The organism is Actinomadura physcomitrii (genome assembly GCF_008923205.2).
GTDB classification, from domain to species: Bacteria; Actinomycetota; Actinomycetes; order Streptosporangiales; family Streptosporangiaceae; genus Spirillospora; species Spirillospora physcomitrii.
The window spans coordinates 21559-42465 of record NZ_WBMS02000057.1 but is presented as its reverse complement, the minus strand read 5'-3'; the positions used below and the strand labels follow the sequence as shown (position 1 = coordinate 42465).

The window sequence follows — 20907 nt, the reverse complement described above, 5'->3', positions numbered from 1 at the left end:
GACCGCGGCCTGCGGGGACTACAGACGCTCGATGATGGTGGCGTTGGCCTGGCCGCCGCCCTCGCACATCGTCTGCAGGCCGTAGCGGCCGCCGGTGCGCTCCAGCTCGTGCAGCAGCTTGGTCATCAGGATGCCGCCGGTCGCACCCAGCGGGTGGCCGGTGGCGATGGCGCCGCCGTTGGGGTTGGTCTTCTCCAGGGACGCGCCGGTGTCGTGCGCCCACGCCATCGGCACCGGGGCGAACGCCTCGTTCACCTCGAAGACGTCGATGTCGTCGATCTTGAGGCCGGCCCTGGACAGCGCCTTCTCCGTCGCGGGGATCGGGCCGGTCAGCATGTAGACCGGGTCCGAGCCGGTGACGGCGAGGGTGTGGATGCGGGCGCGCGGGGTCAGGTTGTGCTGCTTGACGGCCTCCTCGGAGGCGATCAGCACCGCGGACGCGCCGATGGAGATCTGCGAGGACACCGCGGCGGTGATGACGCCGCCCTCGCGGAGGGTCTTCAGCGCCGCCATCTTCTCCAGGGTGGTGTCGGGGCGGGCGCCCTCGTCCTTGGCGAGGCCGGCGATCGGGGCGATCTCGCGATCGAAGTAGCCGGCCTCGATCGCCTTGGCGGCGCGCTTGTGGCTCTCCAGCGCGAACTTCTCCAGGTCCTCGCGGGTGAAGCCCCACTTCTCGGCCATCAGCTCGGCGCCGCGGAACTGGGAGATCTCCTGCTGCCCGTAGCGCTCGCCCCAGCCCTCGCCGTACGGGAAGTCGAGGCCCTGGACGATGGTGGCGCCCATCGGCACCTTGGCCATGTGCTCGACGCCGGACGCGACGACGAGGTCCTGGGTGCCGGACAGCACGCCCTGCGCGGCGAAGTGGATCGCCTGCTGGGAGGAGCCGCACTGGCGGTCGATGGTGACGCCGGGCACGCTCTCCGGCAGCCCGGCCGACAGCCAGGCGGTGCGCGCGATGTCCAGCGCCTGCGGGCCGGCCTGCATGACGCAGCCCATGATCACGTCTTCGACCGCGGAGGGGTCGACGCCGGTCCGGTTCACGAGCTCCTTGAGCACGTGCGCCCCGAGGTCGGCGGGGTGCACGTCCTTGAGGGCGCCCTTCTTGGTACCGACGGGGGTACGGACCGCGCCGACGATGTACGCCTCGGCCACTACGCCTCCAAAATCTTGGGGTTCCGTCCCGAAACCGAGTGAGATTCGGTCGTCAGTATGAGATTACATCCCTCATAGCGCAACGCGATGTGAGCTGAGTCTCGGCGCTCCGCCGCTCAGGGGGCGGTCTCGGCGGCCGGGCCGTGCTTCAGGACGCCGCCGTCGGCGTCCTGCCCCAGCGAGACGCGGGCGAGCCGGGTCAGCACGTCCGACAGCTCCGGGTGCTCCTCCGGGGACCAGCCCTCGACGTGCTTCGCCAGGCCCTCGCGGCGCGCGGCGAACAGCCGCTCCGCGGTCGCCAGGCCGGCCGGGGTGATGGCGAGGACGCCGTCGGTGCGGTCGACGTACCCCGCCTCGACGAGCCGGTCGACGTGCGGGCGGCCCTGCTCGATCGGGACGCCGGCGCGGTCGGCGAGGTCGGTCCCGGCGACCGTCCTGTCCTTGGCGATGCGGCACAGCGCCCAGATGCTGCCGGCGGGCATGTCGACGCCACAGAGGCGGGCGAGCCGGTTGTAGGCCTCCGCGGCCTTCGCGTCCCGCCGCATCAGCTCGCTGAGCGCCCGCTCGATCTCGTGCCGGGACGAGCGGACGGTCGGCGCCGCGCCGAAGCCCTCGCCGTAGTCGCGGGTCTGCGAGGTGGCGCGCAGCGGGACCTCCCGCAGGAACCAGGTGAGGACGAACGCGACCGCCGCGACGGGCACCGCCCACAGGAACACCGTGTCGATCGACTGCGCGTAGGCGTGCAGGACGGCCTGCTTCACCGGCCCGGGGAACCGGTCGAGCAGCTGCGGGTCGCCCTGCACGGCGGCCGGGTCGAAGCCGGGCGGCAGCAGCCGGCCCTTGGCGAGGTCCTCGACGTGCGAGGCCAGCTCGTTGCTGAAGACCGAGCCGAACACCGCGACGCCGAACGACCCGCCGATCTGCCGGAAGAACGTGACCCCGGACGTCGCCGACCCGAGGTCCTGGTAGGAGACGGCGTTCTGCACCGCGATGACGAGGACCTGCATCACCAGGCCGAGACCGAACCCGAGCAGCGCGAACCGCAGGCTCATCGACAGCGTCGAGGAGTTCTCGTCCAGCCGCGACAGCAGGTACAGGGCGATGGCGATGAGCGGCGTGCCGACCACCGGGTAGATCTTGTACCGGCCGGTCCTGGTGATCAGCTGCCCGGAGCCGATCGACGCGACGAGCATGCCGAGCATCATCGGCAGCAGGTGCACGCCGGACAGCGTCGGCGAGACGCCGTGCACGACCTGCAGGAAGATCGGCAGGAAGGTCAGCGCACCGAACATCGCGAAGCCGACCACGAAGCTGATCGCCGAGGACAGCGAGAACACCGCGTGCCGCAGCAGGTGCGGCGGCATGATCGGCTCGGCGGCGCGCCGCTCGACCAGCAGCCACACCGCGATCAGCACGACCGACACGGCGGCGAGCGTGATGATCGGCGCGGACAGCCAGTCGTAGCGGGTGCCGCCCCAGGTCGTCATCAGCACCAGCCCGACGGACCAGCCGACGATCAGCAGAGTGCCGAGGTAGTCGATGCGGTGCCGTTCGCGCTCCCCCGCGGCGTGCAGGACGGCGGCGATGACCGCCAGCGCGACGACCCCGATCGGCAGGTTGATGTAGAACACCCAGCGCCAGGACAGGTTGTCGACGAACCAGCCGCCGAGCAGCGGCCCGCACACGCTGGCGATGCCGAACACGGCGCCGAACATGCCCTGGTAGCGGCCGCGGTCGCGGGGCGGCACGACGTCCCCGACGATCGCGACGACCAGGACCATCAGCCCGCCGCCGCCGAGGCCCTGCAGCGCCCGGAAGAAGATCAGCTCGTTCATGTCCTGCGCGATGCCGCACAGCGCCGACCCGGCCAGGAAGATGACGATCGAGCCCTGGAACAGCCGCTTGCGGCCGTACTGGTCGCCGAGCTTGCCCCACAGCGGCGTCGAGGCGGTGGACGCCAGCAGGTACGCGGTGACGACCCAGGACAGGTGGTTGAGGCCGCCGAGGTCGCTGACGATGGTCGGCAGGGCCGTGGAGACGATCGTCTGGTCCAGCGCGGCGAGCAGCATCGCCAGCATCAGCGCGCCGAGGACGACGTACAGGTCGCTGCCCTTCGGCATGGGCTCCTCGCCGCGCGCCACCGTGTCAGCGGTCATAGCGCCCGTCCCCCCTCGCCGGCCGACGAGGGAGGTCTACCCACAGAGATCACCCCAAATCGGCGTCCCGGGGATGCCGGGCCGAGGGCCCCGGCACGGGCGCCGGGGCCGTCCGGGACGTCAGCGCAGGATGTCGCGGGCGACCTTGGCGGCGCCCAGGGCGGCGGCCCCGCCCGCGACGGCGGTGGCCCCTGCCGTCGCCCACAGCGGGAGGCCGCGGCGGGTGCGCAGCCCGCTGACCGTGTCGAGGGAGTCGACGAGCAGCCCCGCGCGGGCCCACAGCCGGCGCCCGGGCCCGTCGCTCAGCAGGTAGCCGGCGCCGAGCGCGATCTCGCGGGCGGCGAACATCCGGGCGACGTAGTCGCGGCCCGGGTCGGTGCCGCCCGCCGACGTCATCAGCTTCACGGTCAGCTTCGGCGCGGCGAACGCCGCGAGGCCGAGGGCCACCCGCGCCCGCGCCAGGTTGGTCATCAGGTCGTCCAGCCGGTCCCGGTCGTCTACTTCCTTCGCATCTGCCACATCCGCGAGGTTATCGGGAGCCGTCCAATGCGCCTACTCCGAGGTAACCCTTGCCTTACGCGTCTATCGTTCTAGATGGCGGCACTCCCCCGGATTGAAGGTGGCCATGGACGAGGGCCTTCTCAGCCTCGCGGTCGTCGCGCTGCTCGCCGCGTTCTGCGTGCGCTGGGTCGCGGTGAAGCTGCGCATGCCGATGCCCACCCGCAGCGCGGTGATCATCGTGTTCGTGCTGGTCGTCGGGGCGCTGTACGGCGAGCACCTGAGAGGCTGACGCGCCGGGCCGCGAATTTCCCCGGCCCCGGATGCGAACTTCCCGCCCGCACCGGGAGTCATACCTGGCGAAACCGGCTTCACGCCTGTCCCCGTGCCCGAGGAGCCGGTCCGAGCCGAGGGAGACCATCCGTGCCGCATCCGGCGACCGCGGTCCAGGAGACCGCCGGCGGCATCGCCCCGCACCTGAGGCGGCTGCTGGAGTTCGTCGAACCCGACCGCCACGACGTCTGCCTGGACGTGGCGCGCGGCCGCGGGCCGATGCCCGCCGCGCTGCGCCCGCGGGTCCGGCACATGACCGCGGTGGACGCGACGCCGGCGCCGGAGGAACCGGGGCGCGGCGGCCGGATGGCCACGGTCGAGTTCGGCACGGGACCGGTCCGCATCACCGGCCCGGCGGGCGACGGGGACCGGCCGCCCGCGATGGCCACCCGCGAGGACCCGCGCCCCCGGCCCACCGGCCCGGCCGTCCGCGCCACCGCCACCGCACTGCCCTACAGAGACAACGCGTTCTCGCTGGTCACGGCCCGGTTCTCGCTGTACACGCTGGGCGAGCCGGAGCGGGTGCTGCGCGAGCTGCTGCGGGTCTGCCGGCCCGGCGGACGGCTGATCATCGCCGATCTCGTCCGCGGCAACCTGGCCGGCCCGGAGCGGGACCGGATCGAGCGGCTGCGCGACCCCGACCACCCGGGCACCCCGTCCATCGCCCGGCTCACCGAGATGATCACCTCGGCGGGCGCGACCATCCGCCGGCTCGACGTGTTCACCGTCGAGCGGCCGGTGGAGCCGTGGCTCGCGGGCGCGCGGGACGACGCGTCCGCCGACCGGATCCGCGAGGCGCTCACCGACGAGGTCGACGGCGGCCCGAAGACCGGCGCGAAGCCCCGCGTGATCGGCGGCGAACTCTGGTTCACCCAGTCCTGGGCCCATGTCGCGGCGGAGCCGATCTAGGACGCCCACATGCTTGCGGCGCGCCGCCCTCTTTCCAGGAGCCTCAGGGGCCGGCGCGCCGCATCCCCGTTCTACGGGACGAGGACGGCGGCGCCGGTGAAGCGGTCGGCGGCGAGGTCGGCGAGGGCGCGGTCCGCCTCGTCCAGCGGGTAGGGGTGCGTGGTGACGGCGACGTCGAGGCGGGCCGCGAGGCGCAGGAACTCCTCCCCGTCCGCGCGGGTGTTCGCGGTCACCGACCTGACCTGCCGCTCCTGGAACAGGTGCCGCTGGTAGTCCAGGGACGGGACGTCGCTCAGGTGGATGCCCGCGATGGCGAGGGTGCCGCCGCGGTCGAGGCGTTCGAGGGCGGCGGGGACGAGCCCGCCGGCGGGCGCGAACACGATCGCCGAATCGAGCGGGTCGGGCGAGGCGTCGAAGGAGTCGCCCGCCCACGAGGCGCCCAGCGAGCGGGCCAGCTCCCGGGCCGCGGCACTCCGCGTGAACACGTGCACGTCGGCGCCCTCGGCGAGCGCGATCTGCGCGGCGAGGTGCGCCGAGCCGCCGAACCCCCAGATCCCGAGCCGCCCGCCCGGCGGCAGATCCGCGCGGCGCAGGGCGCGGTAGCCGATGATGCCCGCGCACAGCAGCGGCGCCGCGCGGACGTCGTCGAGTTCGGGCGGCAGCGCGTAGGTGTAGGCGTCGACGGCGAGGGCGTACTCGGCGTAGCCGCCGTGCGCGTCCCAGCCCGTGTACACCGAGTACGGGCACAGGTTCTCAGCGCCGCGGCGGCAGAACCGGCACGCGCCACAGGTGCCGCGCAGCCACGCGACCCCGACCCGGTCGCCGACGGCGTGCAGCGCGCCCGCGCCCGCCTGCGCGACCTCGCCGACGATCTCGTGGCCGGGCGTCACACCGGGCAGGTGGACGGGCAGGTCGCCCTCCGCGACGTGCAGGTCCGTCCGGCACACGCCGCACGCGAGGACGCGCACCAGCAGCTCCCCCGGCCCCGGCGACGGGACGTCCCGGTCGGCGCGGCGCAGCGGCCCCGAGGCGATCGGAGCCGGCGCGTCCACCGCCCAGGCCCGCATCACGGGGTCAGCGGCAGCTCGAACCAGACGGCCTTGCCGTCGTTGGTCGGCCGGGCGCCCCACCGGGTGGCGAGCTGGTCGACCAGGTAGAGGCCGCGGCCTCCCTCGTCGGTCTCGCCGGCGCTGCGGATGCGCGGCAGCCGCATGTCGGAGTCGAACACCTCGACCCAGATCGCGTCCGCGCCGCGCCGCAGCCGGAGCCGGAACTCCTTGGTGGGCGGCTCGCGGCGGCCGAGGTCGGCGCCGAGAGTCCAGTCGTCCTCGTCGAACCCGCCCGGGTCCAGCGCGGGGTCGAGACCGGCCTCGTACGCGCCGCCGACCTGCGCGGTGTTGAACTCCTGGGCGGCGGTGAACTTATGGGTGTTGAACTGGACGGGCGGCGGCGCGCTCAGCGGCTCGCCGCCGCGGCCGGGCGGCCCGGCGGGCACCGGGACGACCATCTCGCGGCGCGGCTGCGGCGTCGACGTGGCGTGCAGCACCACGTTGGTGACGACCTCGGAGACCAGCAGGCAGGCCAGCTCGGCCTGCTCGTCGAGCATGCCCCAGGACGCGAACGCGTCGGCCGCCATCCGGCGCGCCTCCGACACCATGATCGGCTCGGCGGGGAAGGTGCGCTCCTCGACGGCCAGCTCGTCGGCGGCGGTGCGGATCACCACGATCGCCACGTCGTCGTCGATGTCGCCGGGGACGGCGTCGTAGGCGGCGTTGGCGATGGCCTCCACGCCCGACCGCGCGACCCGCTGGACGGCGTCGCGGACCATCTCGCGGGACTCCTCCCGCGTGTAGTACTCGCCGTCGTCCTTGGGCCGCCGGTCGATGAGGCCGTCGGTGTACAGCACGAGCGTGGAGCCGGGGTGCAGCTCGACCTGCTCCTCGTTGTAGAGGATCTCGCCGCCCATGCCGGGGGCGCGGACGCCGAGCATGGCGCCCTCGCTCTCGAAGTCCAGCTCGCCGACGTCGCCGCCCACGACGAGCAGCGGCGGGTCGTGGCCGGCGTTGGCGAACTCCAGCACCCGCGACCACGCGTCGTAGACGAAGTAGGTGCACGACACCAGCGGAGGGCGGACGAGGTCGTCGCTGTTCCAGCCGGACCGCATCCGCTCGGGCCGGGTCATCGTGCGGACCCACTCGTCGAGCTTGCGCAGGATGTCGGCCGGGGGCTTGTCGTCCTGCGCGAACGCGCGCAGCGCGGCGCGCAGCTGGCCCATCACCGCGGCGGCGCGGGCACCGCGGCCCTCGACGTCGCCGATGACGAGCCCGACGCGTCCGGCCGACAGCGGGATCACGTCGTACCAGTCGCCGCCGACCTGGGTCTGGATGCCGTGGCCGTGCGACTCGAGCGGGCGGGCCGGCTCGTACCGCCAGGCGATCTGCAGGCCGTCCAGGTGCGGCGGGCGGTCACCGGGCAGCAGGTGCTTCTGGAACGCGAGCGCGGTGTCGCGCTCCTCCTCGAACAGCAGCGCGTTGTCGACGGCGAGCGCGACGCGGCTGGCGATGGCGCCGAGCAGGTCGCGGTCGAAGCCGTCGTAGTGCGGGTCGGGTCGTTTCGACAGGTTGGACAGCGCCAGGCTCATCACGCCGAGCAGCTCGCCGCGCACCAGCAGCGGCGCGGAGATCACCGAGGTGATGCCCATCGACTCGCCGAGCCGCAGCGACGACTCGGTCGGCGCGGCGAACCGGTGCTGGACCATGTCCTCGACGAGGACGGCGTCGCGGCGCGCCATCGCCTTGGCGCTGAAGTGGCCGGGCGGGTAGGAGACGGGCTCGCCGACCTCCGCCCAGGTACCGGGCGGCGGCTCCCAGTTGCCGGCGTGCCGCGACACCCGCCGGTACAGCCGGTCGCCGCTGTAGAGGTCGATGAAGCAGTGGTCGGCGAACTGCGGGACGAGGGTGTCGGCGACCCGCCGCAGCGTCGCCTCCAGCTCCAGGGACCCGGCGAGCCGCTCGCCGATCCGCTCCAGCAGCCCGTACCGCTCCTGGTCGCGCTGGTTGGAGCGGAGCGCCTCCCGCGCGAAGATCACGACGCCGTCGACCGCGCCGGACGGGTGCCGCAGGGGGACGGCGTGCGCGCGCGTGTACACGGTGGTCCCGTCGGCGCGCAGGTTGCAGAAGGTGCCCTCCCAGACGCCGCCCTTGAGGACGTGCCGGGCGAGTTCGGTGGCCTGCTCGTGGTCCTCTTCCGCGATGCCGAGCGACAGGATGGAGTGCCCGATGACCTCGTCGCCGCCGAACCCGAACAGCTGGCGGGCGAACGCGTTGCCGTAGATGACGTTGCTGAAGCGGTCGCAGACGATGACCGCCATCTCCATCTGGCTGAGGACGGTCTCGGGCGGCAGATGCGCCTCGAAGGGCGCTTCCCCCCAACGCTTCATCTCCCCATCCCGATCACACTCGCGGTCCCGCCGGCGGCCGGGCCGCCCCCGCGCGGCCGGCCCGCACCGCGCACGGTGCCGATCACCGGGCGACGCGGCACGGTCCTCGTACGTGTTCGCCTCGTCGTATTGAACGACGAACCCGCCACCGGGATACGCCCGAACGGCGCGATGGTATGGAGATCTTCGGTATAGACCGTCGCGGCGGGGGCGGGGGGCAGCACGCCGACCGTGTCAGCGCCTGCTGACGAAGACGTGCTCGGCGATGCCGCGCGGCAGTTCCGTCGCAGCACCGTCGGCCTCGTCGTCACAGGTCACCCGCACCCCGTCATCGGTCGCCCGGAGAGTCACCTCTCGTCCCGGTTGTATCCCTATCTGCTTGAGTCTAAGCATCAGGTCGCTGTCCATCTGCACCTGCTCGCTGATCCGCCGGACCACCGCGGCGGCGCCGGACGTGCTCGCGACCGCCGTCATCACCGACAGCGGCGCGGCGGCCGCGTCGTCGCCGTGCCCGCCGAGCTCGTCCAGGCCGGGGATCGGGTTGCCGTGCGGGCAGGTGGTCGGGTTGTCCAGCAACGCGACCAGCCGCCGCTCGACCTCTTCCGACATCACGTGCTCCCACCGGCACGCCTCGATATGGACGTCCTCCCAGGGCAGCCCGATGACGTTGACCAGCAGGCACTCGGCGAGCCGGTGCTTGCGCATCACGCGGGTGGCCAGGCCCCGGCCGCTGTCGGTCAGCTCCAGGTGCCGATCACCCTCGACCCGCAGCAGCCCGTCGCGCTCCATCCGCGCGACCGTCTGGCTCACCGTCGGGCCGCTCTGGGAGAGCCGCTCGGCTATGCGCGCACGAAGGGGGATGATCCCCTCCTCTTCGAGCTCGAACACCGTCCGGAGATACATCTCCGTGGTATCGATCAGGCCGTGTGAGGTCACAGCTCCCTCCAGTCTTATGGCCTCGAAGTCTACTTGCTATGGATCCCCCACCGCCGGATCGCGCGAATATCCCGGACACGGCGGGTACGGGAAAACGCGAGTTGTACGCGGAAACTTCCCGCCGCCGCCCGGGCCCTCCGTTGACCTGCTCGGTCAGGCGGCGTGGACGGTCTCGGCGGTCCTCGTGTCGTAGCGCAGCAGCGCCGGGACCAGGAACGCGACCACGACGACCAGGACCGCGCAGGCGATGCCGCCGCCGACCCACGACGCGGTGGCGCCGGCGACGCTCGCGACCGCGCCCGCCCGCACGTCGCCGAGCCGGGGACCGCCCGCGACGACGACGGTGAACACTCCCTGGAGCCGGCCGCGCATCTCGTCCGGCGCGTACGTCTGGAGCATCGTCTGCCGGAACACCGCCGACACCAGGTCGGCGGCGCCGCCGACGGCGAGCAGCGCGACCGCCAGCCACAGCTGGTGCGAGAGGCCCGCCGCCGCCACGGCGAGGCCCCACACCACGATGGAGACGACGAGGGCGACGCCCTGCCGGTGCACGCGGCCGATCCAGCCGGAGATCAGCCCGCCGAGGAACGCGCCGATCGCGATCGCGGCGAACAGGTAGCCGACCGCGCCCTCGCCGCCGAACCGGGTCTCGGCCAGCTCCGGGAACAGCGCGCGCGGCATCGCGACGCCCATCGCGATGATGTCGACGACGAACGACATCAGCAGCACCGGCTGCGTGCCGAGGTAGCGCAGCCCGTCGATCACCGACCGCAGGCCGGGCGTGCCGGCGACCTCGCCGAGCGGCGGGATCGACGGCAGCCGCAGCGCCGCCCACAGCCCGACCGTGAACAGCGCCGCGTCCATCCCGTAGGCGGCGCCGTAGCTCCAGCGGGCCAGGATGACGCCGGCGAACAGCGGCCCGGCGAGCATCCCGACCTGGCTCGCGGTGAAGTTCAGCGTGTTCGCGGCCGGGACGAGCTCCTTGTCCACCAGCCGCGGGATGATCGCGCTGCGGGTCGGCGACGACACCGCGAACCCGGTCGCCTGCACCGCCACCACCACCATGATCAGTGTGAGGCTGTCCAGGTGCAGCAGCGCCTGGACGAGCAGCAGCAGCGTGGATCCCCACATCACGCAGGACGAGGAGAACAGCAGCCTGCGCCGGTCCATGTGGTCGGCGACCGCGCCGCCCCACAGCCCGAACACGATCAGCGGGACGAGGTTGACGAGGCCGAGCGCGCCGACCCAGAACGACGACCCGGTCATGCCGTAGACCTGGACGGGCACCGCGACCGCGGTGACCTGGAAGCCGATGAACGACACGCCCTGCCCGAGCCACAGCCGCCGGTACGGGGGGTGGGCGAGCGGGCGGGTGTCGATCGCGAGCCGCCGGACCAGGCCCCGGCGGCCCGGCCGGGCGGGCGGATTCTCGGGCTCGTCGGCGGCGGCGTCCGCGGCGTCCGGGGCGCCTGCGGAGTCCGCGGCACCGTCCCCAGGGGTGTCAGGAGCGTAGGCGGGGGGTGGCTGCTGTTCCGGTGTCACGGGGACAGTCTCTCCGTCACCCACGCGCCCGCCGCGTCCGGGTCCGCGTCGAGGGGGCGGCCCTGGTCGTCCAGGGCCGTCCGCCGGTACCGGATGCGGTCGTGCAGCCGGTCGCGCCTCCCCTGCCAGAACTCGATGCTCTCCGGGACGATTCGGAACCCGCCCCAGAAGTCCGGCAGCGGCACCGCGTCCCCCTCCGCGACCGCGCCACCGCCCGGCGCCGCGGCCGGATCCGGCCACCGTTCGGCCAGTTCCGCGAACCGCCGCTCCAGCTCCGTGCGGTCGGGGATCACCCCCGACTGGTGCTCGCTCGCCCACGCGCCGATCCGCGACCCGTACGGCCGGGTCCGGAAGTAGGCCTCCGCCTCGTCCGCCGGCAGCCGGAACACCGGCCCGGCGACGCGCACCTGCCGGTGCATCGCGTGCCACGGGAAGACGAGCGCCGCGCGCGGGTTCTCGGCCAGGTCACGGCCCTTGGCGGAGGTGAAGTTGGTGAAGAAGCGGAACCCGTGCGGCCCGTACCCCTTCAGCAGCACCGTCCGGGCGCTCGGGACGCCGTCGGCGGACGCCGTGGCCAGCACCATCGCGTTCGGTTCCGGGAGCCCGAACGCGTGCACGTCGGCGAACCAGGCGGCGAACAGCGCCAGCGGATCGGCGGGGACGGCCGGCTCCGCCAATTCGCCGCCCTCGTAGGATCTGCGGAGCCGTGCGGGGTCGGGCGTTGGGAAATCCACAGCGTCTGAGCCTCTCACCTGGGCATTGTGCATCTCACATGGACCTGGGTACTGGTCAGTAAGGCGGACAGGGTTCAATGGCACGGCACCGCCTTATCACTCTTGGAGACGAAAGGCAGGACGACATGTCCGACTTCAAACCCGGTCTTGAGGGGGTCGTCGCCTTCGAGACCGAGATCGCCGAACCGGACAAGGAGGGCGGCGCCCTCCGCTACCGGGGCGTCGACATCGAGGAGCTCGTCGGCCGCGTCTCCTTCGGCGACGCCTGGGGCCTGCTGGTCGACGACAGCTTCGACCCGGGCCTCGCCCCCGCCGACCCGCACGTCCTGCCGGTCACCTCCGGCGACGTCCGGGTGGACGTGCAGAGCGCGCTCCCCACCCTCGCCCCCGCGTACGGGATGAAGCCGCTGCTCGACATCTCCGACGAGCAGGCCCGCGCCGACCTCGCCCGGGTCTCGGTGACCGCGCTGTCGTTCGTGGCCCAGTCCGCACGCGGCATCGGCGTCCCGATGGTGCCGCAGAGCCGGATCGACGAGGCCGCGACGATCACCGAGCGGTTCATGGTCCGCTGGCGCGGTGAGCCCGACCCGAAGCACGTCCGGGCCATCGACGCCTACTGGGTCTCCGCCGCCGAGCACGGCATGAACGCCTCCACCTTCACCGCCCGCGTCATCGCCTCCACCGGCGCGGACGTCGCGGCGAGCATCTCCGGCGCGATCGGCGCGATGTCCGGCCCGCTGCACGGCGGCGCCCCGGCCCGCGTGCTGCCGATGATCGAGAAGGTCGAGCAGCTCGGCGACGCCCGCAAGGTCGTCACCGACATCCTCGACTCCGGCGACCGGCTGATGGGCTTCGGCCACCGCGTGTACCGCGCCGAGGACCCGCGCGCCCGGGTGCTGCGCCGCACCGCCAAGGAGCTCGGCGCGCCGCGCTTCGAGGCCGCGAAGGCCCTGGAGGACGCCGCCCTCGCCGAGCTGCGCGAGCGCCGCCCGGACCGGCCGATCGAGACGAACGTGGAGTTCTGGGCCGCGGTCGTCCTGGACTTCGCCGAGGTCCCGACCGCGATGATGCCCGCGATGTTCACCTGCGGCCGCACCGCCGGGTGGGCCGCGCACATCCTGGAGCAGAAGCGCACCGGCCGCCTCGTCCGGCCGAGCGCCCGGTACGTCGGGCCGGGCACCCGGTCGATCGACGACGTCGCCGGGGCGGCGGAGGTCCTCAAGCGCGGTGCTTGATCGCACGGCCGGCTGACGCGCCGGCTCCCCCTCCCCCCCGCTGAACGCGCCTGAGGCCCCCGGTTCGCACGGAACCGGGGGCCTTCGTGCGCCTTGGGCCGGACCGTGTCAGCGGGACGGCTCGGCCGGCGGGGCGTCGCCCGCCGGGCAGTCGGCGCGGGCCTGGTGGCCGGTGACGAGGCGGCCGCAGACCTCCCGCACCTCGACGGCGCCGCCCGCGTTCGAGCACTCCGCGCAGCCGATCCTCCGACAGGATCCGGTCGCCGTCGCCCGGCATGGAAAACCCCTCGCTCTCGTCCCCCGGCGGCTCCTCGTCCCGGCGCGCGCCTCCCGCGCGCGCCCCTTTGCGAAATGGATCGAAAAATCTCGAAATTCGGCTACCGATGGTGGTGATTCGACCACCGATGCGAACCGGCCGGGGTGCCCCGACCTGCACGGGTTTGCCATCATGGGCGTCATGACCGAGGACCCGGACGAGCCGCTGGAAGGCGACATCGGACCCGCCGCGCGCGCCGTCCGCCCCGCCGGACCGCCCCCCGACCCGGCCGAGGAGATGCGCCGCTACACCGCGGAGCGCGAGGAGCGCCGCCGCCGCACCAACGCCGTCTCCGGCCGCGTCGCCGCCGCGCTCGGCGCCGTCCTGCTCGCGTTCCTCACCTACGACGCCGTCCGCGCCGCCATCGACGACCACGCCCACGGCCGCGACTGGATCTACCCGCCGGGAATCGTCGCCGCTGTCTGCGGAGTGATGCTGGTGGCCCTGCTTACCTGGCTGGTATTGGTGGTGGCCGTACGGCACACCAATTGACGCGCTCCTCGGTCTGAAGACCGGGGATTCAGACCGTGCCGCACCTGCGTGCGGCACCTCTTGGAGGAGGGGGAACCACCGGTCCACCCTCGCGAAGGTCCGCCCGTACAGGGCGGTCTTGTACTCCAGCATCGCGGTGAACTGGGACCAGCCCGGGTCATGCACGCTCTTGGCCAGCCGCGTGCGTGCGAGACCGTTCACCGCCAAGTCTTCCACGATCACCGTTTGGTTATCACGGACGATCCGTGTGGAGAGCTGGTGGTGGAAGTCACGGCGCGCATTGGCGATCTTGGCGTGGTGGCGGGCGACCCTTCGCCGGGCCTTCACCCGGTTGTTGGACCCCTTAACCTTGCGTGAGAGCGCCTGCTGCGCCTTGCGCAACCGCTTCTCCGCCCGGCGCAGGAACTTCGGTGCGGCGATCTTGCGACCGTCCGACAGCACAGCGAAATGAGTCAGCCCGAGGTCGATGCCCGTCTCAGACTCCACAAGCGGCAGAGGCTGTTCGGTCACCTCGATCACGAACGAGGCGAAGTACCGTCCGGCCGCGTCCTTGATCAGTTGAACACCACCCGAGCACACCCGAACGCCCGGGCCAGCGCCACGCGCTGGCCCGGGGTCGGATAGAGACGGAAGTTGTACCTGAGCCGCACACCTGGACCTTACCGTCGGTGCATGGTCGAACACGGTAAGAACGGGACGGTAGGCGTCCGGTAGCCTTCTGCGGGTGACCGAAAGCGCGAATCCAGCCATAGCCATTCCCGCCGATATCAAGCCCGCCGACGGCCGCTTCGGATGCGGGCCGTCCAAGGTCCGCCCCGAGCAACTCGCCGCGCTCGCCGAGTCCGGCTCCACGTACATGGGCACCTCGCACCGGCAGAAGCCGGTCAAGTCCCTGGTCGGCCGCGTCCGCGAGGGCCTGGCGCAGCTGTTCTCCCTCCCCGACGGCTACGAGGTCCTGCTCAGCAACGGCGGCACCACCGCGTTCTGGGACGCCGCCGCGTTCGGCCTTGTCCGGCAGCGCTCGCAGCACCTGACGTTCGGCGAGTTCTCCAGCAAGTTCGCCAAGGTCACCACCGGCGCCCCCTGGCTCGGGGACCCGACCGTCATCTCCGGCCCGCCCGGCACCCACCCGGAGGCGTCCGCCGAGGAGGACGTCGACGTCTACGCCCTCACCCACAACGAGACCTCGACCGGCGTCGCGATGCCGATCAAGCGTCCCGCCGGCACCACCGCGCGCGAGGGCCTCGTCCTGGTCGACGCCACGTCCGGCGCCGGCGGCCTGCCCGTCGACGTCACCGAGACCGACGTCTACTACTTCGCGCCGCAGAAGTGCTTCGCCGCCGACGGCGGCCTGTGGGTGGCGCTCGCCTCCCCCGCCGCGCTGGAGCGCATCGACGAGATCGCCTCGTCCGACCGGTACGTGCCGGAGTTCTTCAACCTGAAGACCGTCCGGGACAACTCCGGCAAGGACCAGACCTACAACACCCCGGCCGTCGCCACGCTGATCCTGCTCGCCGAGCAGATCGAGTGGATGAACGCGCAGGGCGGCCTGGCCTGGACGACGGCCCGCACCGCCGACTCCTCGCAGCGCCTGTACACCTGGGCCGAGAAGACCTCGTACACGACGCCGTTCGTGACCGACCCGGCGCAGCGCTCGCAGGTCGTCGGCACGATCGACTTCAACGACGACGTCGACGCGGCGGCCGTCGCCAAGGCGCTGCGCGCCAACGGGATCGTCGACACCGAGCCGTACCGCAAGCTCGGCCGCAACCAGCTGCGCATCGGCATGTTCCCGGCGATCGACCCGGCCGACGTCGAAGCCCTCACCACCTGCATCGACTACGTCGTCGAGAGGTTGTAGTCCCAGGCCGGGGCCGTCTTGAAGGACGGCCCCGGCTCAGGCCACCGCCACAGCGGCCAGGCGGTGGTGGAGGGTCGCCTGGTCGCGGGCTCGGTCGGTGTCGGTGAAGCCCGTCCAGACCCGGTCGTCGAGGTCCGCGGGACGAGCGGTCGGGACGAAGGACGCCGCCGCCAGCACCTGGGGCCGGTCGCGGCGTCCGGGCGCCTTCTCCGTGCCGACCCGCATGTAGGTGCCCTCGCGGAGCATGACGATCGTCACGAACCGGACCCGCGTGTACCGCTGCACCACCCGGAACCAGCGCGGGTTCGACGCCCAGTAGATGTTCTGCTCGGCGTCGACGGCGACGGCGAGCGGGCTCAGCGCGGCCCGCGCCAGATGCACCTGGGTCGGGCGGTCGCGGTCCACCCAGGCGAGCGCGGCCCGTCCGACCAGCGCCTCCAGCACGCCGGTGACGCCCGACGGGTCACGCCGCCCGGCGAGCAGTTGGAAGACCGCCTCGCTGTCCGTCCCGCCGGACGGGGCGGGCAGCGCGAACCGCGACCGCAGCGCCCCGGCGTCGACGTCGCCGTTGTGCGTCGCGACGATCCCGGCGGCCCCGGGGGCGCCGACCAGCATCGGGCTCGCGTTCGCCGGCTCCACCGGGGACCCCTGCGTCGCCCAGCGGGTGTGGCCCAGCGCGACCGGCGCCCGGTCCAGCTCGGCGAGCAGCTCGGTGCGCCAGATGGCGGAGAACCGGCCGCGGCCCTTCACCACCCGGCAGCCGTCGTGCCCGAGCCCCGGCCAGCCGCCGAGCAGCGCCACCCCCGCCGAGTCCGTGCCGCGCTCCTCCGCGAGCGCCCCCAGCGTCACGAACGCGTCCGACGCCCGGCCCGGGTCGTCGGCGAAGGGCGAGCGGACCACCCCGAACAAACCGCACATGCCAGATGAGATGCGAATCATCGCCGTCCGGTTCGCGCCGTCCGCGGGGCCGCATAAGCTCAAGATGTGAACCGCGCGCCCCAATGGTTGCTCCCCACCGTGCTGACCGCGCTGATCCTTGCCGTGGTCGTCGGCGCGCTGCTGCGTTGACCGCCGGTGCGGGTCCGGGTCGCGGGGCGCGTCGTATGATCGACCGGGCGGGGGAACGGGGTTGATCGCGAGATGTCAGTGGGTCCGTCCGCCCCGCGTGCCCTCCTCGGGGCAGCCGCCGCGCTGGCGCTCGGCGCCGCCGCGACCGCCTGCTGGGCTCCGCCCGCAGCGGCCGGCACCGCGGCCGGCGGCGACACCGCCTTCACCATCAGGGACCCGCGGATCACCGAGTCCAGCGGGCTCGCGGCGAGCACCGCGCACCCCGGCATCGTCTACACCCACAACGACTCCGGCGGCGTCCCGAAGATCTACGCGCTGGGCCCGGACGGGCGGGTGCGGGCCGTGCTGACGCTCGGCGGCGCGTCCGCGCGGGACTGGGAGGGGATGGCGCTCGGCAAGGACGAGCGGGGCCGTCCCGCGATCTACATGGGCGACATCGGCGACAACCTCGGCGGCGCCTGGCCGTACGTCACCGTCTACCGGATCCCCGAGCCGGCGCGGATCCGCAGCCAGACCATCCGCGCCACCGCGTTCAAGATCAAGTACGCGGACGGGCCGCGCAACGCCGAGACCCTCATGGTCAACCCGCGCACGAACCGGCTCTACATCGCCAGCAAGCTGTTCGGCGGCGCGCTCTACGAGGCGCCGAAGCACCTGCGGACGTCCGGCTACAACGTCATGCACAAGATCGGCAAAGCGCCCGCGATGGCGACGGACGGGGCGTTCGCCCCCGACGGCAGCACCTGCGTCATCCGCACCTACTTCGGCGCACGCATGTACGCCGTGAAGCCGGACGGGAGCCCCGGCAAGTCGCTGCGCTCGGTGTCGCTGCCGTTCCAGCCGCAGGGCGAGTCGATCACCTACACGGCCGACGGCCGGTACTTCCTCGCCGGTTCAGAAGGCGAGAACCAGCCCGTCTACAAGGTTTCCGTACCGGGCGCGAAGTCCCCGGCCTCCCCTTCGGCGTCCGCGAAGACCGCGGAGAAGACCGGCAAGGACGATGCCGACCAGGGCCACCGCGACGCCGGCGGCGTCCGGACCGGCCTTTTCGTCGCGCTCGCCATCGCCGCTTGCGTCGGCTACGGCCTGTTCCGGAGACGCGGATGACCCGGGACCTGACCGTCCGGACACGGTCTGCTCCGCGAACCCCCGAACGTCTGCGAACCCGGCGCCGCGCTTGGGAGAATCCGAACGCGAAGCGAGCCGTAGCGTCCCCCACGTTCGCCCAGTTGCCCGCCGAAGGAGGGCGCCGCATGCCCCAGGGTGACCACCCCGCCCGACCCCACCGCAACCCCCCGCCCGCAGCGGCCATCGTCAGTGGTCCGAACCCCAGCCCGCGCGGACCCGAGCGTTGCGATCGCGTGCGAAGCCAAGTTCGAGCCTGCGAGAACTTGATCGCGCAGCGAGCCCCCAGGGCGAGTCGGAGCGATGCAGCGATCGCCGCATTGCCCGTTGAAGGGAGGGCGTTCAACGCCCGACCGCCGAGGGCAATGCAATGAACACAGAGCTCGTCGGGCTTTCGGGGGCCGGGGGACGGTGGCGGCCGGTGGCGGCGGGGCCGTTCGCGCTGCTGGCGGTGGCGCTGGCGCTGCTGCCGATCCGGCCGGTGTGGCTGTGGGCGCTGCTGATCGCGGTGGTGGCGGCGTTCCCGTGGGTGCTGGGGGCGGCGCCGGAGGCGCGGCGGCGCCGGCCGCGGCCGTACTGGCGGCTGTCGGCGGCCGGGCTGGAGCGGGTCGGCAAGGGCGGCCTGACGATGGTCCGCTACGAGCGGGACCGCATCGACGGCCTGGCCATCACGACGGGCGACGGCATGCTGACGGTGTTCCACCGGTTCGGGCGGACGGCGGTCGGCGGGCTGACGGCGATGGGCCTGGAGCCGCTGGCGCTGTTCGTGACGGCGCGGCGGCTCGGCATCCCGATGCACGTGCTGGACGGCGAGGCGAGCGACCTGCTGGATCCGGCGCTGGACGAGGCGCTGCGGCGCCAGGGCCCGGACGGGGACGTGCCGGGTCCGGGGTTCTCGGCGCCGGGGCCGCTGCCGCGCGACCACGCGGCGGAGAAGCGGCTGCTGGACCAGGAGGCGGCGCTGCTGGCGGCGGTGCACGAGCCGCCGCGTCCGAGGGACGGGGCGGGCGGCGCGGCGCCGGGGCGCGGCGAGTTCCGGCTCGACACGCCGGACCCGCTGCCGGGGCGGCGCCGTGTCGCGCTGCTCGGCACGCTGACGGGCGTGCTGGGCGCGGTCATGATCGTGCGGATCGCGGTGCAGGGCGCGGGCGGGTTCGAGGCGCGGCTGGCGGCGGGCTGCTGGGCGCTCGCCGCGATCACCGGGGTGCTGGCGGCGCGGCGGCGGCTGCTGCGGGCGGCCCGGGTGCGCTGGACGATCACCGCGGAGCGGCTGCTGGTGCGGGCCCGGCCGGGCCGCCGGCAGCTGCAGGACCTGCCGTCGGGGACGGTCGCGGCGGTGGTGGTGGGTCCCGGGCTGCGGCTGGACCCGCTGAGCGGGGAGCCGCGGCGCGCGGAGCTGGCGGCGCTGGCGTTCGGGCACCGGCTGGAGCTGGTCGCGCGGCTGCCCGCGCACGGCCTGGACGGTTTCCAGCTGGCGCACGCGCTCGACGACCACGGCTACCACGTGATCACGCCGGGGGCGCGGCCGCCGCGCCGTCCCGAGTACGGCCTGGAGGGGCTGCCGGACATCTTCGCGCAGGTCCCGGGCGGCCGGCTGGTGGTCGCGGACGGCGGGCTCGGCTGGGCGGACGCGGCCGGCGACGTGGTGCTGAAGATGCCGGAGGACCGGATCGGCGGCATCGAGCTGCTGACGATCGCCGGGCACGCGTGGGTGCGGCTGTACGACTCCGACGGCGACGAGTTCTTCGCCGCGCCGCTGTCGGCGCTGCGGATCTCCCGCACGGACCTGCGCGAGTCGGCGCGCAAGGCGGGCCTGCCGGTGAACGACGCGGAGTACGACGCGTATCTGAGCGCGGCATTCCATTCGGCGATGTCGACGCTGACGGCGCCGGAGCCGGAGGCCCGTGCGACGGCGCCGCTGTCGGCGCCGGGCGCGGCGTCCGACGGCTCGGAGGCGCCGAAGGGGGCGCGGGAGGGGTCGCGGGCGCCCGGCGGGCTCGCCGGCGAGCCGGATTTCGCGTTCTCGGTGCCGGAGCCGCCGAGCCCGGTGACGGCGCCGGGCGCGCTGCTGGACGCCACGCGCCGCTCCCGTGTCGGCACGTACGGGATGAGCGTGCTGCTGTGCGAGGCGGTCGCGCTGATCGGCGCGGTGTGGCTGGGGCCCGATCTCGGCGGGTTCGGGGCGACGGCGAGCTGGTCGGTGCCGGCCGGGCTGCTGATCGGCCTCGCGGGCTACTGGCTGTACGACCGGAACCGCTCGCAGCTGCGGGTGTCGTCCGCCGGGGTGGCGGTGGTGACGCGGCGCGGCCGGGTCGAGTGGGACCTCGCCCGCGACCGCATCGGCGGGGTCGGCATCGACGAGTCGACCGAGCGGCTGCCGCGGCTGGTCGTCTGGGGGCCGTCAGGGCGCGTCCTGCGGCAGGTGACGTTCCCGCCCGACCTGGACGAGCTGCGCCGCGCCTGCGAGCGCTACGGCGTCCCCTGGGGCCCGCCGGACGCCGACCGTCCCGCGCCTCCGCCGCCGGAGCTGTAGCGCAGCGACCAGGTCTTCAGCGGCTCGTAGGTCAGCTGGTCGTACTGCTTGCCGGGCAGGTGGCTGCACATCAGCTGGACGGCGTCGGCGGTCCACGACCCGGTCGCGAACGCCGACAGCGCCTCCATCAGCGGCCGTACGTCGGTCGGCTGCCTGGACCGGGCGATGGTCATGTGGGGCCGGAACGTGCGGTGCTTGTCGGGCGGGGTGCCCGCGCGGCGTCCGGCGGCGGCGACGGACGCGGCGAGCCGGGCCAGGCCCCGCCGGTCGCCGTACAGGCCCGTCCACAGGACGCGGGCGTGCGCGCCGTTGCCGGGGAACGCGCCGCTGCCGGCGAGCGACAGCGTCATCCGCTCGTGCCGCCGGGCGGCGCGCTCCAGCCGGGGCAGGAGCCGGTCGACGGTGCGGTCGTCGCACTCGCCGAGGAAGGCCAGCGTGACGTGGAGCAGCTCCCGCCGGACCCATTTCAGCTCGGGGACGTCGTCCTTGTGCGGAAGGACGGCCTCCTCGAGCTCGTCCAGGATGTCCGGTGGCGGTACGAGCGCCACGAAGAGCCTCATGGGAACGTCCGGTGAGCC

18 protein-coding genes and 1 pseudogene are annotated in these 20907 nt (G+C 73.4%); 7 read left to right on the top strand and 12 right to left on the bottom strand.

Annotated elements, in window-relative coordinates:
• Window positions 1-18 precede the first annotated feature (18 nt).
• The 3 genes from F8568_RS41900 to F8568_RS41890 all read right to left on the bottom strand — a co-directional run bounded on the left by F8568_RS41900 (window position 19) and on the right by F8568_RS41890 (window position 3827).
• Entirely contained in the window at window positions 19-1152 is a 1134-nt protein-coding gene (locus tag F8568_RS41900; protein WP_151599639.1) for an acetyl-CoA C-acetyltransferase, read from the bottom strand.
• A 116-nt stretch (window positions 1153-1268) separates the two neighbouring features.
• Entirely contained in the window at window positions 1269-3308 is a 2040-nt protein-coding gene (locus tag F8568_RS41895) for an MFS transporter (RefSeq protein WP_151599638.1), read from the bottom strand.
• 120 nt (window positions 3309-3428) lie between these two features.
• On the bottom strand, window positions 3429-3827 hold the full coding sequence (locus F8568_RS41890) for a hypothetical protein (protein ID WP_328601278.1): 399 nt from the start codon (window positions 3825-3827) through the stop codon (window positions 3429-3431).
• A 106-nt stretch (window positions 3828-3933) separates the two neighbouring features.
• On the opposite strand from F8568_RS41890, the gene F8568_RS47325 reads away from it, so the two are divergent.
• Both F8568_RS47325 and F8568_RS41885 read left to right on the top strand, forming a co-directional pair.
• Window positions 3934-4098, top strand: coding sequence for a hypothetical protein (locus tag F8568_RS47325; protein ID WP_202125979.1), 165 nt, complete (start codon window positions 3934-3936; stop codon window positions 4096-4098).
• A gap of 131 nt (window positions 4099-4229) precedes the next feature.
• Window positions 4230-5048 (top strand): class I SAM-dependent methyltransferase, encoded by an 819-nt coding sequence (locus F8568_RS41885; RefSeq protein WP_151599636.1) that lies wholly within the window; start codon window positions 4230-4232, stop codon window positions 5046-5048.
• Between the two features lie 71 nt (window positions 5049-5119).
• Here F8568_RS41885 and F8568_RS41880 read toward each other — a convergent pair whose 3' ends face one another.
• From F8568_RS41880 to pdxH, 5 genes are all read right to left on the bottom strand, one after another.
• Window positions 5120-6115, bottom strand: coding sequence for a zinc-dependent alcohol dehydrogenase family protein (locus F8568_RS41880; RefSeq protein ID WP_151599680.1), 996 nt, complete (start codon window positions 6113-6115; stop codon window positions 5120-5122).
• On the bottom strand, window positions 6115-8487 hold the full coding sequence (locus F8568_RS41875; RefSeq protein ID WP_151599634.1) for a SpoIIE family protein phosphatase: 2373 nt from the start codon (window positions 8485-8487) through the stop codon (window positions 6115-6117). The genes F8568_RS41880 and F8568_RS41875 overlap by 1 nt, the downstream gene beginning before the upstream one ends.
• Before the next feature lie 234 nt (window positions 8488-8721).
• Window positions 8722-9423, bottom strand: coding sequence for a metal-dependent transcriptional regulator (locus F8568_RS41870; protein WP_151599632.1), 702 nt, complete (start codon window positions 9421-9423; stop codon window positions 8722-8724).
• 153 nt (window positions 9424-9576) lie between these two features.
• Window positions 9577-10965, bottom strand: a complete 1389-nt coding sequence (locus F8568_RS41865; RefSeq protein WP_151599630.1) for an MFS transporter — start codon at window positions 10963-10965, stop codon at window positions 9577-9579.
• Window positions 10962-11732, bottom strand: a complete 771-nt coding sequence (pdxH, locus tag F8568_RS41860) for a pyridoxamine 5'-phosphate oxidase (protein WP_151599628.1) — start codon at window positions 11730-11732, stop codon at window positions 10962-10964. Before pdxH ends, F8568_RS41865 begins: the two co-directional genes overlap by 4 nt.
• A gap of 92 nt (window positions 11733-11824) precedes the next feature.
• Here pdxH and F8568_RS41855 point away from each other — a divergent pair, with 92 nt between their 5' ends.
• Both F8568_RS41855 and F8568_RS47320 read left to right on the top strand, forming a co-directional pair.
• Entirely contained in the window at window positions 11825-12934 is a 1110-nt protein-coding gene (locus F8568_RS41855; RefSeq protein WP_151599627.1) for a citrate synthase 2, read from the top strand.
• 457 nt (window positions 12935-13391) lie between these two features.
• Window positions 13392-13742, top strand: coding sequence for a hypothetical protein (locus tag F8568_RS47320; protein WP_202125987.1), 351 nt, complete (start codon window positions 13392-13394; stop codon window positions 13740-13742).
• A 129-nt stretch (window positions 13743-13871) separates the two neighbouring features.
• On the opposite strand, the pseudogene F8568_RS51320 reads toward F8568_RS47320, so the two are convergent.
• Both F8568_RS51320 and F8568_RS51315 read right to left on the bottom strand, forming a co-directional pair.
• A pseudogene (locus F8568_RS51320) lies at window positions 13872-14252 on the bottom strand (RNA-guided endonuclease InsQ/TnpB family protein); the annotation flags it as partial.
• Between the two features lie 44 nt (window positions 14253-14296).
• Window positions 14297-14392, bottom strand: a complete 96-nt coding sequence (locus F8568_RS51315; RefSeq protein ID WP_151599625.1) for a helix-turn-helix domain-containing protein — start codon at window positions 14390-14392, stop codon at window positions 14297-14299.
• Window positions 14393-14466: 74 nt separating this feature from the next.
• Between F8568_RS51315 and serC the strand changes: the two genes are divergently transcribed.
• Window positions 14467-15603, top strand: a complete 1137-nt coding sequence (gene serC, locus F8568_RS41840) for a phosphoserine transaminase (protein ID WP_151599623.1) — start codon at window positions 14467-14469, stop codon at window positions 15601-15603.
• A 36-nt stretch (window positions 15604-15639) separates the two neighbouring features.
• Here the strand turns inward: serC and F8568_RS41835 are convergent, their stop codons facing one another.
• The gene (locus F8568_RS41835; RefSeq protein ID WP_328601281.1) at window positions 15640-16503 is read right to left on the bottom strand and encodes a class II glutamine amidotransferase; all 864 of its coding nucleotides are present in this window, start codon (window positions 16501-16503) and stop codon (window positions 15640-15642) included.
• 240 nt (window positions 16504-16743) lie between these two features.
• On the opposite strand from F8568_RS41835, the gene F8568_RS41830 reads away from it, so the two are divergent.
• Window positions 16744-17778, top strand: a complete 1035-nt coding sequence (locus tag F8568_RS41830; RefSeq protein WP_151599619.1) for a hypothetical protein — start codon at window positions 16744-16746, stop codon at window positions 17776-17778.
• A gap of 388 nt (window positions 17779-18166) precedes the next feature.
• Window positions 18167-20329: a hypothetical protein gene (locus F8568_RS41825; RefSeq protein ID WP_151599617.1), complete on the top strand. Its 2163-nt coding sequence runs from the start codon at window positions 18167-18169 to the stop codon at window positions 20327-20329.
• On the opposite strand, the gene thpR is transcribed toward F8568_RS41825, so the two are convergent.
• Entirely contained in the window at window positions 20266-20889 is a 624-nt protein-coding gene (thpR, locus tag F8568_RS41820; protein ID WP_151599615.1) for an RNA 2',3'-cyclic phosphodiesterase, read from the bottom strand. The genes F8568_RS41825 and thpR overlap by 64 nt on opposite strands.
• Between the last annotated feature and the right edge of the window lie 18 nt (window positions 20890-20907).

What these genes read in the sequence shown, in the direction of transcription:
- F8568_RS41895 (WP_151599638.1), bottom strand. Translation starts at nt 3,308, where the DNA reads ATGACCGCTGACACGGTGGCGCGCGGCGAGGAGCCCATGCCGAAGGGC.
- F8568_RS47325 (WP_202125979.1), top strand. Translation starts at nt 3,934, where the DNA reads ATGGACGAGGGCCTTCTCAGCCTCGCGGTCGTCGCGCTGCTCGCCGCG.
- F8568_RS41880 (WP_151599680.1), bottom strand. Translation starts at nt 6,115, where the DNA reads ATGCGGGCCTGGGCGGTGGACGCGCCGGCTCCGATCGCCTCGGGGCCG.
- F8568_RS41875 (WP_151599634.1), bottom strand. Translation starts at nt 8,487, where the DNA reads ATGAAGCGTTGGGGGGAAGCGCCCTTCGAGGCGCATCTGCCGCCCGAG.
- pdxH (WP_151599628.1), bottom strand. Translation starts at nt 11,732, where the DNA reads ATGCACAATGCCCAGGTGAGAGGCTCAGACGCTGTGGATTTCCCAACG.
- F8568_RS41855 (WP_151599627.1), top strand. Translation starts at nt 11,825, where the DNA reads ATGTCCGACTTCAAACCCGGTCTTGAGGGGGTCGTCGCCTTCGAGACC.
- F8568_RS47320 (WP_202125987.1), top strand. Translation starts at nt 13,392, where the DNA reads ATGACCGAGGACCCGGACGAGCCGCTGGAAGGCGACATCGGACCCGCC.
- F8568_RS41830 (WP_151599619.1), top strand. Translation starts at nt 16,744, where the DNA reads ATGTCAGTGGGTCCGTCCGCCCCGCGTGCCCTCCTCGGGGCAGCCGCC.
- F8568_RS41825 (WP_151599617.1), top strand. Translation starts at nt 18,167, where the DNA reads ATGAACACAGAGCTCGTCGGGCTTTCGGGGGCCGGGGGACGGTGGCGG.
- thpR (WP_151599615.1), bottom strand. Translation starts at nt 20,889, where the DNA reads ATGAGGCTCTTCGTGGCGCTCGTACCGCCACCGGACATCCTGGACGAG.